Genomic DNA, 14,534 nt, shown 5'->3' with positions numbered 1-14,534 from the left:
CAGCCCTGATGATGATCCTCGGCATAGTCGTCTTCGTGGTCGGCCTGCTGGTCTCGATCGCCTGGCACGAGCTGGGGCACCTGTCCACCGCCAAGCTCTTCGGCATCCGCGTCCCGCAGTACATGGTCGGCTTCGGCCCGACGATCTGGTCGCGGCGCAGGGGCGACACCGAGTACGGCTTCAAGGCCATCCCGGCCGGCGGCTACATCCGCATGATCGGCATGTTCCCGCCGGGCGCCGACGGCCGGATCACCGCGCGCTCCACCTCGCCGTGGCGCAGCATGATCGAGGACGCCCGGTCGGCCGCCTTCGAGGAACTCCAGCCCGGTGACGAGACCCGCCTCTTCTACACGCGCGCGCCCTGGAAGCGCGTGATCGTGATGTTCGCGGGCCCCTTCATGAACCTGATCCTCGCGGTGGCCCTGTTCCTCACGGTCCTGATGGGCTTCGGCATCAGCCAGCAGACCACCTCCGTCAGCTCGGTCTCCCAGTGCGTGATCGCCCAGAGCGAGAACCGCGACAGCTGCAAGAAGACCGACGCGGCCTCCCCGGCCGCCGCCGCGGGCCTGAAGGCCGGTGACAGGATCGTCTCCTTCGACGGGACGCCGACCACCACCTGGAACCAGCTCTCCGACCTGATCCGCGCCACCCCCGGCAAGGACGTCGCGATCGTCGTCGACCGCAAGGGCGAGGACGTCACCCTGCACGCGAAGATCGCCACCAACCAGGTCGCCGAGAAGGACTCCAGCGGCCAGATCGTCCAGGGCAAGTACGTCTCGGCCGGCTTCCTCGGCTTCAGCGCGGCGACCGGCATCGTCCACCAGGACCTCGGCCAGTCGGTGACCTGGATGGGCGACCGGCTCGGCGAGGCCGTCGACTCCATCGCCGGCCTGCCCGGCAAGATCCCGGCCCTGTGGAACGCGGCCTTCGACGGCGCCCCCCGCCAGCCGGACTCCCCGATGGGCGTGGTCGGCGCGGCGCGGGTCGGCGGCGAGATCTTCACCCTCGACATCCCGCCCACCCAGCAGCTGGCCATGGCCCTGATGCTGGTCGCCGGATTCAACCTCTCGCTGTTCCTCTTCAACATGCTCCCGCTGCTCCCGCTCGACGGCGGGCACATCGCGGGCGCCCTGTGGGAGTCGCTGCGCCGCAACCTGGCGAAGGTGCTGCGCCGTCCGGACCCCGGCCCCTTCGACGTCGCCAAGCTGATGCCGGTGGCCTACGTGGTGGCCGGCGTCTTCATCTGCTTCACGCTGCTCGTCCTGGTGGCCGACGTGGTCAACCCGGTCAAGATCAGCTAGCGGAGGGCGATCGGGCCGGACCCGGTTAACCCGGGGAAAAGCTCGTAGCCATACGACGTTCGAAGCGGCCCGGAACACTGTGTTCCGGGCCGCTTCCATCGAGTGGGTTTAGCGGTGGGGGATGTGCTCGCGCCCGGACCGGTACCGTAATCTCGGAGTCTGGAACCCGCTTTCGACGGGACCTGGACCTAGATCCACGACTTGGGGTTGCACAGCAGATGACTGCGATTTCTCTCGGCATGCCGTCCGTTCCGACCAAGCTCGCCGAGCGCCGGAAGAGCCGGCAGATCCAGGTCGGCTCCGTGGCTGTCGGCGGAGACGCCCCGGTCTCGGTCCAGTCGATGACCACGACCCGTACGTCGGACATCGGCGCCACCCTCCAGCAGATCGCCGAGCTGACCGCGTCCGGCTGCCAGATCGTCCGCGTCGCCTGCCCCACCCAGGACGACGCCGACGCCCTCGCCACCATCGCGAGGAAGTCCCAGCTCCCGGTCATCGCGGACATCCACTTCCAGCCGAAGTACGTCTTCGCGGCCATCGAGGCCGGCTGCGCCGCGGTCCGGGTCAACCCCGGCAACATCAAGCAGTTCGACGACAAGGTCAAGGAGATCGCGGCGGCCGCCAAGGACCACGGCACCCCGATCCGGATCGGCGTCAACGCCGGCTCCCTGGACCGCCGGCTGCTCCAGAAGTACGGGAAGGCGACCCCCGAGGCGCTGGTGGAGTCGGCCCTGTGGGAGGCGTCCCTCTTCGAGGAGCACGACTTCCGGGACATCAAGATCTCCGTCAAGCACAACGACCCGGTCGTGATGATCGAGGCGTACCGGCAGCTCGCCGCGCAGTGCGACTACCCGCTGCACCTCGGCGTCACCGAGGCCGGCCCCGCCTTCCAGGGCACCATCAAGTCGGCCGTCGCCTTCGGCGCGCTGCTCTCCCAGGGCATCGGCGACACCATCCGGGTCTCCCTGTCGGCCCCTCCGGTCGAGGAGGTCAAGGTCGGCAACCAGATCCTGGAGTCCCTCAACCTCAAGCAGCGCGGCCTGGAGATCGTCTCCTGCCCGTCCTGCGGCCGCGCCCAGGTCGACGTCTACAAGCTGGCCGAGGAGGTCACCGCGGGCCTGGAGGGCATGGAGGTCCCGCTGCGCGTCGCAGTCATGGGCTGCGTGGTGAACGGTCCGGGCGAGGCGCGCGAGGCCGACCTCGGGGTCGCCTCGGGCAACGGCAAGGGCCAGATCTTCGTCAAGGGCGAGGTCATCAAGACCGTCCCCGAGTCCAAGATCGTGGAGACCCTCATCGAGGAGGCCATGAAGCTGGCCGAGCAGATGGAGGCGGACGGCGTGGCCTCGGGCGAGCCGTCGATCTCGGTCGCGGGCTGACACACCCTCCGGCCGGCGGGGGAGAACTCTCCACCCCCGCCGCCCCGAAGAGGAGCCGTGCCCCCTCGACTCCGCCGTCCGCATCGCCCCGTCAGGGGCGCTGGGGGGTACCCCCGGCCGAAGGCTGGGGGAGGAACCGCGCGCCGAGCCCCGTACGACCCGCACCCGCGCTCCACGGACACCCTCCGAGCCGGTGGGCCCCCGACGCCGGGGCCCGGGGCAGCCGCCCCGGGGGTAGGACCCGGTGACGGGGCCCGCGAGCCGGCGGTCATCGGGGCGGCAGGGCCGAGCCCGAGTCCGGGGGAGGCGCCCCCGGCGGCGACGGTGCCCGCCGGGCGGGCGGTCACCCACACGGGGCGGCACGGCCAGGCTTCCGCAGGTACAGTGCGGAGATCAGCAGAACCCCTCAGGGTGAGGCCCCGCACGTGTTGACGCAGACCACCTCCCGAGTGCTCGAACCGAGCGACCTGGACGCCGCGCTCGCCGTACTCGGCCGCGAGCCGGTCACGAACGCCTTCGTGACCTCGCGTGTCCAGGTGGCGGGCCTCGACCCCTGGCGCCTCGGCGGCGAGATGTGGGGCTGGTACGAGGACGGCATGCTCACGTCCCTCTGCTACGCCGGCGCCAACCTCGTCCCGATCTGCGCCACTCCGCGCGCGATCCGCGCGTTCGCCGACCGCGCGCGCCGGGCCGGCCGCCGGTGCTCCTCGATCGTCGGCCCCAGCGAGGCCACCGCCCAGTTGTGGCGCCTGCTCGAACAGCACTGGGGCCCGGCCCGAGAGATCCGCGCCCACCAGCCCCTGATGGTCACCGAGCGGATGCCCGCCGACATCACCCCGGATCCGTACGTCCGCCGCATCCGCAAGGACGAGATGGAGACGATCATGCCTGCGTGCGTGGCGATGTTCACCGAGGAGGTGGGCGTCTCGCCGCTGGCCGGCGACGGCGGCCTCCTCTACCAGGCGCGGGTCGCCGAACTCGTCGGCACCGGCCGCTCCTTCGCCCGCCTCGACGACAGCGGCAAGGTGGTCTTCAAGGCGGAGATCGGCGCGGCCACCCCACAGGCCTGCCAGATCCAGGGAGTCTGGGTCGCCCCCGAGTACCGGGGCATGGGCCTGGCCGCCCCCGGCATGGCCGCCGTCCTCGGCTACGCGCTCGCCGACGTGGCCCCGGTGGTCAGCCTCTACGTCAACGACTTCAACACGGCGGCGCGCAGGACCTATCTGCGAGTGGGCTTCCAGGAGGTCGGGGCGTTCATGAGCGTGCTGTTCTAGGCGCTCCGCGGGGCAACCCGCCGAAGGGGCGGGGGAGCCGCGCCACCGGCCGCGCACAACGCACGCCCGGACGACACCGGACGACAGGCGGAACCGCCCTGTACCCTCCCCTCATGGACCTCGTGATCGGCCCCCTGGACCTCTCCTCCCATGTGGACGAGGCCCTGGCAGTCCAAGCGATGGCCTTCGGGCTGGGCCCCGACGAGGTAGCGGTACGACGTCAGATCGTCGTCCGTCACATGCAGTACCCCGGCGCCAGAGCCCTCGGCGCGACCGCGGACGGCCTGCTCGTCGGCTTCGTCTACGGCATGCCGAACAGCCGCACCCACTGGTGGTCCACCGTCGTCGAGCCCTATCTCCGCACCCAGGGCCACGCCGGCTGGCTCGACGACTCCTTCGTGATCACCGAGCTGCACGTCCACCCCGGCCACCAGAACCGCGGGGTCGGCCGCCGGCTGATCACGACGATCACGGACGGCGCCACCGAGCCCCGTTCGATCCTCTCCGCGATCGACACCGACAGCCCCGCCCGCGGTCTCTACCACTCCCTCGGCTACGAGGACCTCGCCCGGCAGGTCCACTTCCCGAGCGCACCGAAGCCGTACGCCGTGATGGGCGCCCCCCTGCCGTTGCGCCGCCCGGGGAGCCAACCCCGATAACGGATTTCCACCGGTGCGGCACGCCCGGCTAACCTCCTAGCCATCACCCTTTCCCGGCAGGAGTACGAGAACCATGGCGAACGCACCGGTCCAACGCATGTCCCAGTTGATGGCGAAGACGCTGCGTGACGACCCGGCGGACGCCGAGGTCCTCAGCCACAAGCTCCTCGTCCGCGCCGGCTACGTCCGCCGCACCGCGGCCGGCATCTGGTCCTGGCTGCCCCTCGGTCTGAAGGTGCTGTCCAACATCGAGCGGATCGTCCGCGAGGAGATGGACGCGATCGGCGCCCAGGAGGTGCTGCTGCCGGCCCTCCTGCCCCGGGAGCCGTACGAGGCGACCGGCCGCTGGGAGGAGTACGGCGCCGAGCTGTTCCGCCTCCAGGACCGCAGGGGCGGCGACTACCTGCTCGGCCCCACCCACGAGGAGATCTTCACCCTGCTGGTGAAGGACCAGGCGTCCTCGTACAAGGACCTGCCGGTCATCCTCTACCAGATCCAGAGCAAGTACCGGGACGAGGCCCGCCCGCGGGCCGGCATCCTGCGCGGCCGCGAGTTCCTGATGAAGGACTCCTACTCCTTCGACCTCGACGACGAGGGCCTGGCCCACTCCTACGCCCTGCACCGGGCGGCCTACCAGCGGATCTTCGAGCGCCTCGGCCTGGACTACCGCATCTGCGCGGCCACCGCCGGTGCCATGGGCGGCTCGAAGTCGGAGGAGTTCCTGGCCCCGGCCGAGGCCGGCGAGGACACCTTCGCCGACTGCCCGAACTGCGACTTCGCGGCCAACACCGAGGCGATCACCTACGAGCTGAAGCCGGTGGACGGGTCCGCCGTGCCCGCGCTGGAGGAGATCCCGACTCCGGACACCCCGACCATCGAGACCCTTGCCGCCCACCTCGGCGTGCCGGCCTCCGCCACCCTGAAGAACCTGCTGGTGAAGGTCGACGGCGAGATCGTGGCCGTGGGCGTCCCGGGTGACCGCGAGGTCGACCTGGACAAGGTCGAGGCGCACTTCGCCCCGGCCGCCGTCGAGCTGGTCACCGAGACCGACTTCGCCGGCCGTCCCGACCTGGTCCGCGGGTACGTCGGTCCGCAGGGCCTCGGCGAGAAGGTGAAGTACATCGCCGACCCGCGCGTGGCCCCCGGCACCGCCTGGATCACCGGCGCCAACAAGGCGGACACGCACGCCAGGAACGTGGTCTCCGGGCGGGACTTCGAGGTGGACGAGTTCGTCGACGTCGTCGTCGTCCAGGAAGGCGACCCCTGCCCGAAGTGCGGCACCGGCCTGAAGCTGGACCGCGCCATCGAGATCGGCCACATCTTCCAGCTGGGCCGCAAGTACGCCGACGCGCTCAAGCTGGACGTCCTCGGCCAGCACGGCAAGCCGGTCCGCGTCACGATGGGCTCCTACGGCATCGGCGTCTCCCGCGCGGTCGCCGCCCTCGCCGAGCAGACCGCCGACGAGAGGGGCCTGGTCTGGTCGCGTGAGGTCGCCCCGGCCGACGTGCACGTGGTCGCCGCGGGCAAGGCCCTGCAGACCGAACTCGCCCTGGACGTCTCCGAGAAGCTGCGCGCGGCCGGTCTGCGTGTCCTGGTCGACGACCGGGCCGGCGTCTCCCCGGGCGCGAAGTTCGCGGACGCCGACCTGATCGGCGTACCGCAGATCCTGATCGCGGGCCGCCGCTCCGGCGAGGGCGTCATGGAGCTCAAGGACCGCAAGTCCGGCGAGCGCGAGGAGCTCACGGTGGACGAGGCGATCGCCCGCCTGACCAGCTGAGCCCCAACTCCCGTCGCGGCGGCCACCGGTGACCCACCGGCCGGCCGCCGCGCCTTTTCAGCCGCATCCCCGGACGGTTCCTCGAAACCGGGGCCGGCCGAGCGCCCCTGCAGGGGCGCTGGGGGTACCCCCGGCCGGAGGCTGGGGGAGGAACCGCGCGACGAGCCACGGACCACCCGCGGCCCGCAGGCCATCCGAGTCGCCCCGGCCGTCAGCCCTAAAGCCACCCGGCGAATTCGAGCAGCAGCTCGGCGTCCTTCGGCCGCCCCACCCGCAGCGCCCGTACACCCGACTCCACCGCCCGGAACAACGTCCAGCCCCGCAACCGCTCCTGGTCCACCTCGAGCGACTCCGCGAGCCGCTTGATCCGCCGCCGCGTGATCGTCGCTCCGGACGGCGAGGCGATCAGGTCCTCCACCCGGTCCCGCACCAGCCGCGCCAGATCGAACGCGCACTCACCGACCACCGGGTCCGGCCCCACCGACAGCCATGGCAGCCGCTCCCCGGCCAGCACCTTGCTCTGCCGGAACGTGCCGTGCAGCAACCGCCGTTCGGGAGGCCCGGCCAGCAGTTCCTCCCGGGCGGCGAGCGCCGCGTCCACCAGCGGGGCCACCTCGGGCCCGGCGGCCGTCCGCATCGCCGCGGCCTGCCGTCCGGTCCGCTCCGCCACCGTCTCGAAGACCGTGCCCTCGGGCGGTTCCACCCACAGCCGCCGCAGCGTCCCCGCCGCCTCCAGCAACGCCTTCGCCTCGGGCAGCGACCGCACCGAGACCTCCGGGTGCAGCCGTTCCAGCAGCAGCGCCCCGGCCTCCGGCTCCGCGTCCAGCAGTCGTACGGCACCCAGCCCACCCCAGTGCGCGAGTGCCGCCGCCTCGCTCCGCGGCCGGGCCCGCCGCGGCGCCAGCTTCAGCACCGCCGGTGTCCCGTCGGGCCGCCGTACCAACAGGACGACGCTGCTTCGCCCGCCGGGCACCTGCACCCGCTCCACGGTCAACTCGTGCAGGGTGAGGGCCTGTTCCACCGCAGTCGGCAGCTTTTCCAGCCACTCGTCACCGTCCGGCGCCGTCTCACCGAGCGCCTTCACCAGGCGCCGCGGCGGTTCGAAAGCCATACGCGAGTCTTTCCTTCCCTGCTGTGGTGCTCTACGGAGTCGACGCGGCCGAAGGCATGGCCGTGGCCGTGGCCGGACCGCCGGCCCGGCCCAGCGGCGCGTCCCGCTCGGCGAGACCAGGGAAGGCTACGCTCTCCCCGCTCCACCGCACCGCCCGCACCGCGGCCTCCCGCAGCGCCGCGGCCGCGGATCCGCGCTGTTCGCCGCCGGCGGCCCGGACCAGGTCCGAGTACACGTCGGCCACCCGTGCCTCCAGTTCGGCGGCGAGCCGTGCGGCCGTCGTCGCGTCGGTGACCTCGAACGGCAGCGCGTAGGCGGCGCTCGCGGCGACCGGCACGGCTCCCGCGTCCCGTACCTCGCGGGCGAGCGCGTCCCGGCGGGCGCGGTGCGCGTCGTAGGCCGAGCGGGCCTCGGTCAGCCGCTGCGCGCCGATCCGGCCGCCGACCACCCCGTACCCGTAGACGGCCGCGTGCTCGGCCGCCAGCGCCGACTGGAGGGCCTTCAGCACCTCGGCCGTGGCCTCGTCGCTCACTTCTCACCCTCCGTCAGCAGATAGACGTGCGCGGACCCGGCCGCCGACACACCGGCCAGCAGCCGTGCCAGTTCGCCGGGCAGGTCGAGCAGTTCCTCGGCCCGCCGGTCGGCGAGGGCGCGTTCGGCGGCGGCCAGCGAGGCGAGCGCGGACTTCTCGTCGGCCGGTGCCGCGAGGGAGGCCGACGCGGAGGCGGTGGCCGAGGGCGAGCCCGTCGCCGTGCGTGAAGCCGTGGCCGTTGCGGTCGCCGAGCCCTCGGCGAAGGCCTCGGCATGGGCCGCGACTTGGGCGCGCAGCGGCCGCAGCCGGTCCGCGAGTGCGGGGTGGGCGGCGAGGACGGCGTCGTACTGCCGGAGCAGCGCCCGGCTGTCCCCGGCCGCACGCGCGCGTGCCCGCGCGGTGACCGACGTGCTGCCCCCGCGGCCGGCGGAGTCGGGGCCGGCGGAGCAGCCCGCGAGCGCGACGGCCGAGGCGGCGGAGACGATCAGGCTCCTTCTGCGTACTTCCCAAGGGGTACGCGACGGCGGGGGGAACGACACGGCAGACGTCCTCGGGGGAGCTGGATACGAAGAAAAACGAAAGGAATGGGACACGGGACGGACCCGCGCGTGATCACCGTACCCGCGCACCTGTCCGAAGCCACTCATCGGCACCGTCCGTACCCGGGTGGACGGCAACACTCCTCACGACCGGATACCCTTTGACCAGACACGCGACCCAACCCACAACAGCACACGCGGCCGAGGAGTCACCCGGATGAGCACGACCCAGAGCGAGAGGCTGCGAGAGCTCGTGGAACCGCTCGTCACCTCCCAGGGCCTGGATCTCGAAGAGATCGCCGTGGACTCGGTCGGACGCAAGAGGGTGCTGCGTGTGGTCGTCGACTCCGACGCCGGGGCCGACCTCGACCAGATCGCCGATGTGAGCCGCGAGCTCTCGGCGAAGCTCGACGAGAACGACGCGATGGGCGAGGGCGAGTACACCCTCGAGGTCGGCACCCCGGGCGCGGAGCGCTCCCTCACCGAGCACCGGCACTACGTGCGTGCCGTGGAGCGCCTGGTGAGGTTCCAGCTGGCCGAGGGCGGGGAACTGGTCGCGAGGATCCTGGACGTCGACGACGAGGGCCTCGATCTCGAGGTGCCCGGAGTCAAGGGCCGCAAGGCCACCGGCCGCAGACTGGGTTTCGCCGAGATCGACAAGGCGCGTGTGCAGGTCGAGTTCAACCGCAAGGACAAGAAGGACATGACGGAAGAAGAGGAGGCGTAGCCGTGGACATCGACATGAGTGCCCTGCGTGGCTTGGTGCGGGAGAAGGAGATCTCCTTCAGCCTGCTGGTCGAAGCGATCGAGTCGGCCCTCCTCATCGCCTACCACCGCACCGAGGGAAGCCGCCGACACGCGCGCGTGGAGCTCAACCGGGAGACCGGGCATGTGACCGTGTGGGCGAAGGAGGACCCCGAGGACCTGGAGGAGGGGCAGGCGCCCCGCGAGTTCGACGACACCCCGTCGGACTTCGGGCGGATCGCCGCCACCACCGCCAAGCAGGTCATCCTGCAGCGGCTGCGTGACGCCGAGGACGACGCCACGCTCGGCGAGTACGCCGGCCGCGAGGGCGACATCGTCACCGGAGTGGTGCAGCAGGGCCGCGACCCGAAGAACGTGCTCGTGGACATCGGCAAGCTGGAGGCCATCCTGCCGGTGCAGGAGCAGGTTCCGGGCGAGACCTACCCGCACGGCTTGCGGCTGCGCTCGTACGTCGTCCGGGTGGCCAAGGGCGTCCGCGGTCCCTCCGTCACGCTGTCCCGTACGCACCCCAACCTGGTGAAGAAGCTCTTCGCCCTGGAGGTGCCGGAGATCGCCGACGGGTCCGTGGAGATCTCGGCCATCGCCCGTGAGGCCGGGCACCGCACGAAGATCGCGGTCCGTTCCACCCGTTCGGGCCTGAACGCCAAGGGCGCCTGCATCGGCCCCATGGGCGGCCGGGTACGCAACGTCATGGGCGAGCTGAACGGCGAGAAGATCGACATCGTGGACTGGTCGGACGACCCCGCCGAGATGGTGGCGAACGCGCTGTCGCCGGCCCGGGTCTCCAAGGTGGAGGTCGTGGACCTGGCGGCCCGGTCCGCCCGGGTGACCGTGCCGGACTACCAGCTGTCCCTGGCGATCGGCAAAGAGGGACAGAACGCCCGTCTCGCCGCCCGGCTCACCGGCTGGCGGATCGACATCCGCCCGGATACCGAACAGGTGTCCGAGTAGATCACTCGTCCCCCCGGCGGGGTTCACCCGGACGGGGGGAATAGTTCCAAGCCGCAGCTCGCTTGGATTACGACAACGGCCGTTCGATCTTTGCCCCGAAGGGGTGAGGTCGGTGCGGGGAGGTAGACTTAGCAGTGTCTGGCCGGACGCGTGCCCGCGCATGCCCTGAGCGCACCTGTGTGGGGTGCAGGCAGCGAGCGGCCAAGAACGAACTGCTGCGGATCGTGGCGGTCGAGGACGAATGTGTCCCCGATCCTCGCGGTACGCTGCCCGGCCGGGGTGCTTATGTGCACCCCGCCCAGGTCTGTCTGGACCAGGCGGTGCGCCGCCGGGCACTTCCGAGGGCGCTCCGCGTCCCGGGTCCGCTGGACGTAAAGGCGTTGCGGCCTCACGTCGAGCAGTAACACCGTAAGAAGCGTCGTACGGAACCTCCGTGCGGCTCTGGTACCCCGCGAGTTGGAAGTAGGTCGAGATTGCGATGAGCACTCGATGAGCACGCGATGAGTACGCCCATGAAGTAGCGACGGTCCGGACGCACCCGGACCTAAAAGGAGCGAAGTGGCTAAGGTCCGGGTATACGAACTCGCCAAGGAGTTCGGGGTTGAGAGCAAGGTCGTCATGGCCAAGCTCCAGGAACTCGGTGAATTCGTCCGTTCGGCGTCCTCGACGATCGAGGCGCCCGTTGTACGCAAGCTGACAGACGCCTTCCAGGGCGGTGGCAACGGCAAGTCCGCCGGCAGGCCCGCCCCGCGCAAGGCCGCGCCCAGGCCCGGCGCGCCCTCTCCGGCGCAGGCGGCCCGCCCGGGTGCCCCGAAGCCGGGCGCCCCGCGTCCGGCCGCCCCCCAGCCGTCGGCCCCCGTGGCACCCGCCTCCGAGGTCTCGGCCCCGGCGGCGCCCTCGGCTCCGGCTCCGGCCCCGGTCACCCCCGCGCCGGCCGCCTCCGGCCCGCGCCCGGTTCCGGGTCCCAAGCCCGCCCCGCGTCCGGCTCCGGCCGCGCCCGAGTTCACCGCCCCGCCGGCCCCTCCGGCCGCCCCGGCGCAGAGCCCGGCCGCTGCCCAGGCTCAGGGCCAAGGCCAGGCTCAGGGCCAAGGCCAGGCTCAGGGGCAGCGTCCCGGTGGCGCACCCCGTCCCGGCCAGGGCGCCCCGCGCCCCGGTGGCCGTCCCGCCCCCGGTCAGGGCCAGGCCCGTCCGGGTCAGGGCGGCGGCCAGCGTCCCGGTGAGCGCGCCCCCCGTCCGGGCGGTGCCCGTCCGGCCGGTCCGCGTCCGGGCAACAACCCCTTCACCTCCGGTGGCTCCACCGGCATGGCCCGCCCGCAGGCCCCGCGCCCGCAGGGCGGCGCCCGTCCCGGCCCCGGCGGTCCCGGCGGCGCTCCCCGTCCCCAGGCGCCCGGCGCCCAGGGCGGCGGTCCGCGTCCGCAGGCTCCCGGCGGTGCCCGTCCGAGCCCGTCCGGCATGCCCCGTCCGCAGGGCGGTCCGCGTCCCGGCGGCGGTTCCGCGGGCCCGCGTCCGAACCCCGGCATGATGCCGCAGCGTCCCGCTGCGGGCCCGCGTCCCGGCCCCGGTGGCGGCGGTCGCGGTCCCGGCGGTGCGGGTCGTCCCGGCGGTGCCGGTCGTCCCGGCGGTGGCGGCGGCTTCGCCGGTCGTCCCGGCGGTCCCGGCGGCGGCGGTGCGCGTCCGGGCGGTGGCGGCGGCTTCGCCGGTCGTCCCGGCGGTCCCGGCGGCGGTGGCGGCGGCTTCGGCGGCGGTCCCGGCGGTGGCGGCGGCGGTCGTCCCGGCTTCGGCGGTCGTCCCGGCGGTCCCGGTGGCCGTGGTGGCACGCAGGGCGCCTTCGGCCGTCCCGGCGGTCCGGCGCGTCGCGGTCGCAAGTCGAAGCGGCAGCGTCGCCAGGAGTACGAGGCCATGCAGGCCCCGAGCGTCGGCGGCGTGATGCTGCCGCGCGGCAACGGCGAGACCATCCGTCTCTCCCGCGGCGCGTCGCTCACCGACTTCGCGGAGAAGATCAACGCCAACCCGGCGTCCCTCGTCGCGGTCATGATGAACCTCGGCGAGATGGTCACGGCCACGCAGTCCGTCTCCGACGCGACCCTCGAGGTCCTCGCCGGCGAGATGAACTACACGGTCCAGATCGTCAGCCCCGAGGAGGAGGACCGCGAGCTGCTCGAGTCCTTCGACATCGAGTTCGGCGAGGACGAGGGCGGCGAGGACGACCTGGTGGTCCGTCCGCCGGTCGTCACCGTCATGGGTCACGTCGACCACGGTAAGACCCGACTGCTCGACGCCATCCGCAAGACGAACGTCATCGCGGGCGAGGCCGGCGGCATCACCCAGCACATCGGTGCCTACCAGGTCTCCACCGAGGTCAACGAAGAAGAGCGCAAGATCACCTTCATCGACACCCCGGGTCACGAGGCGTTCACCGCCATGCGTGCGCGTGGTGCGAAGTCGACCGACATCGCGATCCTGGTCGTCGCGGCCAACGACGGCGTCATGCCGCAGACGGTCGAGGCGCTCAACCACGCCAAGGCGGCCGACGTCCCGATCGTCGTCGCGGTCAACAAGATCGACGTCGAGGGCGCCGACCCGACCAAGGTGCGCGGTCAGCTGACCGAGTACGGCCTGGTGGCCGAGGAGTACGGCGGCGACACCATGTTCGTCGACATCTCCGCCAAGCAGGGTCTGCACATCGACTCGCTGCTCGAAGCGGTCATCCTGACCGCGGACGCCTCGCTCGACCTTCGGGCCAACCCGAACCAGGACGCGCAGGGCATCTCGATCGAGTCCCGTCTCGACCGCGGCCGCGGTGCCGTGGCGACGGTCCTCGTCCAGCGAGGCACCCTGCGGGTCGGCGACACGATGGTCGTGGGCGACGCCTACGGTCGCGTCCGCGCCATGCTCGACGACAACGGCAACAACGTCGCCGAGGCCGGACCCGCGACGCCGGTCCAGGTCCTGGGTCTGACCAACGTCCCGGGTGCGGGCGACAACTTCCTGGTGGTGGACGAGGACCGTACGGCCCGTCAGATCGCCGAGAAGCGCGCCGCCCGTGAGCGCAACGCCGCGTTCGCCAAGCGCACGCGCCGCGTCTCCCTCGAGGACCTGGACAAGGTGCTCAAGGCCGGCGAGGTCCAGCAGCTCAACCTCATCATCAAGGGTGACGCTTCTGGCTCCGTCGAGGCTCTCGAGTCCTCCCTGCTCCAGCTGGACGTCGGCGAAGAGGTCGACATCCGCGTCCTGCACCGCGGTGTCGGTGCGGTCACGGAGTCGGACATCGACCTGGCGATGGGCTCGGACGCCATCGTGATCGGCTTCAACGTCCGCGCGGCAGGCCGCGCGGCGCAGATGGCCGAGCGCGAGGGCGTGGACGTCCGCTACTACTCGGTCATCTACCAGGCGATCGAGGAGATCGAGGCGGCCCTCAAGGGCATGCTCAAGCCGGAGTACGAAGAGGTCGAGCTCGGCACGGCGGAGATCCGCGAGGTCTTCAAGTCGTCCAAGCTGGGCAACATCGCGGGTGTTCTCATCCGCTCCGGCGAGGTCAAGCGCAACACCAAGGCCCGACTCATCCGCGACGGCAAGGTCATCGCGGAGAACCTCAACATCGAGGGCCTGCGCCGCTTCAAGGACGACGTCACCGAGATCCGCGAAGGCTTCGAGGGCGGTATCAACCTCGGAAACTTCAACGACATCAAGATCGACGACGTCATCGCGACGTACGAGATGCGCGAGAAGCCGCGGGCGTAACACCTGTGGTTGGTGCTGGCCGACGGGAGTCCGCTCCCGTCGGCCAGCACTTTTCCCGTGGCCGGAGCGGTCGCTCCGCCAACGGCGGGGAAAGTCGGTCGAGCCCCCGGCGGGGACGGGGTACCGTTCCTGAACAGGGCCATCGATCCCGGGCCGGCGGGTGAACCGGTTACACACATGTACGTGGGGACTCTGTCCTTCGACCTCCTCCTCGGCGACATCCATTCGCTGAAGGAGAAGCGCTCCGTCGTCCGCCCGATCGTCGCCGAACTCCAGCGGAAGTTCGCCGTGAGCGCGGCCGAGGTGGACCACCTGGACCTTCATCGCCGGGCCGGCATCGGCCTCGCCATGGTCTCCGGAGACACCGCGCACCTGACCGAGGTGCTCGACCGGTGCGAACGGCTGGTCGCCGCCCGTCCCGAGGTGGAGCTGCTGTCCGTGCGACGGCGGCTGCACGGCGACGACGACTAGACCTGAGAACGACACAGAAGAAAGAACGGGAGACGGA

13 protein-coding genes are annotated in these 14,534 nt (G+C 71.7%); 10 read left to right on the top strand and 3 right to left on the bottom strand.

All coding sequences use genetic code 11. From position 1 onward, the window contains the following. The first annotated feature begins 8 nt into the window (after window positions 1-8). The 5 genes from ACFY3I_RS42740 to ACFY3I_RS42720 all read left to right on the top strand — a co-directional run bounded on the left by ACFY3I_RS42740 (window position 9) and on the right by ACFY3I_RS42720 (window position 6,387). The gene (locus ACFY3I_RS42740) at window positions 9-1,301 is read left to right on the top strand and encodes a M50 family metallopeptidase (RefSeq protein WP_390866369.1); all 1,293 of its coding nucleotides are present in this window, start codon (window positions 9-11) and stop codon (window positions 1,299-1,301) included. Between the two features lie 218 nt (window positions 1,302-1,519). Beyond that, window positions 1,520-2,677: a flavodoxin-dependent (E)-4-hydroxy-3-methylbut-2-enyl-diphosphate synthase gene (gene ispG, locus ACFY3I_RS42735; protein WP_390866355.1), complete on the top strand. Its 1,158-nt coding sequence runs from the start codon at window positions 1,520-1,522 to the stop codon at window positions 2,675-2,677. Between the two features lie 425 nt (window positions 2,678-3,102). Beyond that, window positions 3,103-3,951 (top strand): GNAT family N-acetyltransferase, encoded by an 849-nt coding sequence (locus tag ACFY3I_RS42730; protein ID WP_390866354.1) that lies wholly within the window; start codon window positions 3,103-3,105, stop codon window positions 3,949-3,951. 113 nt (window positions 3,952-4,064) lie between these two features. Next, a complete protein-coding gene (locus ACFY3I_RS42725) occupies window positions 4,065-4,610 on the top strand; it encodes a GNAT family N-acetyltransferase (protein WP_390866353.1) in 546 nt (181 codons plus the stop codon). Between the two features lie 73 nt (window positions 4,611-4,683). Continuing rightward, window positions 4,684-6,387: a proline--tRNA ligase gene (locus tag ACFY3I_RS42720; RefSeq protein ID WP_390866352.1), complete on the top strand. Its 1,704-nt coding sequence runs from the start codon at window positions 4,684-4,686 to the stop codon at window positions 6,385-6,387. 217 nt (window positions 6,388-6,604) lie between these two features. On the opposite strand, the gene ACFY3I_RS42715 is transcribed toward ACFY3I_RS42720, so the two are convergent. Genes ACFY3I_RS42715 through ACFY3I_RS42705 form a run of 3 tightly spaced genes read right to left on the bottom strand, consistent with a single transcriptional unit; the run spans window position 6,605 to window position 8,569 of the window. Beyond that, entirely contained in the window at window positions 6,605-7,498 is an 894-nt protein-coding gene (locus ACFY3I_RS42715) for an aminoglycoside phosphotransferase family protein (RefSeq protein ID WP_390866351.1), read from the bottom strand. A gap of 31 nt (window positions 7,499-7,529) precedes the next feature. Then, complete coding sequence (locus ACFY3I_RS42710; RefSeq protein ID WP_390866350.1) at window positions 7,530-8,030, bottom strand: ferritin-like domain-containing protein; 501 nt, start codon at window positions 8,028-8,030, stop codon at window positions 7,530-7,532. After that, a complete protein-coding gene (locus ACFY3I_RS42705) occupies window positions 8,027-8,569 on the bottom strand; it encodes a hypothetical protein (protein WP_390866349.1) in 543 nt (180 codons plus the stop codon). The genes ACFY3I_RS42710 and ACFY3I_RS42705 overlap by 4 nt, the downstream gene beginning before the upstream one ends. Before the next feature lie 217 nt (window positions 8,570-8,786). Between ACFY3I_RS42705 and rimP the strand changes: the two genes are divergently transcribed. The 5 genes from rimP to ACFY3I_RS42680 all read left to right on the top strand — a co-directional run bounded on the left by rimP (window position 8,787) and on the right by ACFY3I_RS42680 (window position 14,497). Further along, window positions 8,787-9,296 (top strand): ribosome maturation factor RimP, encoded by a 510-nt coding sequence (gene rimP, locus ACFY3I_RS42700; RefSeq protein ID WP_390866348.1) that lies wholly within the window; start codon window positions 8,787-8,789, stop codon window positions 9,294-9,296. Window positions 9,297-9,298: 2 nt separating this feature from the next. After that, on the top strand, window positions 9,299-10,285 hold the full coding sequence (gene nusA, locus ACFY3I_RS42695) for a transcription termination factor NusA (protein WP_390866347.1): 987 nt from the start codon (window positions 9,299-9,301) through the stop codon (window positions 10,283-10,285). A 134-nt stretch (window positions 10,286-10,419) separates the two neighbouring features. Beyond that, window positions 10,420-10,689 carry a YlxR family protein gene (locus ACFY3I_RS42690; RefSeq protein WP_365296684.1) on the top strand — a complete coding sequence of 90 codons (270 nt, stop codon included), beginning with the start codon at window positions 10,420-10,422 and terminating at the stop codon, window positions 10,687-10,689. 154 nt (window positions 10,690-10,843) lie between these two features. After that, complete coding sequence (gene infB, locus ACFY3I_RS42685; RefSeq protein WP_390866346.1) at window positions 10,844-14,026, top strand: translation initiation factor IF-2; 3,183 nt, start codon at window positions 10,844-10,846, stop codon at window positions 14,024-14,026. A gap of 177 nt (window positions 14,027-14,203) precedes the next feature. Continuing rightward, entirely contained in the window at window positions 14,204-14,497 is a 294-nt protein-coding gene (locus ACFY3I_RS42680; RefSeq protein WP_365296681.1) for a DUF503 domain-containing protein, read from the top strand. Window positions 14,498-14,534 lie beyond the last annotated feature (37 nt).

Origin of the sequence: Streptomyces sp. NPDC001068 (genome assembly GCF_042897315.1) — a bacterium.
In the GTDB taxonomy this organism is placed as follows: domain Bacteria; phylum Actinomycetota; class Actinomycetes; order Streptomycetales; family Streptomycetaceae; genus Streptomyces.
This window is presented reverse-complemented; position numbering and strand designations above follow the sequence as displayed.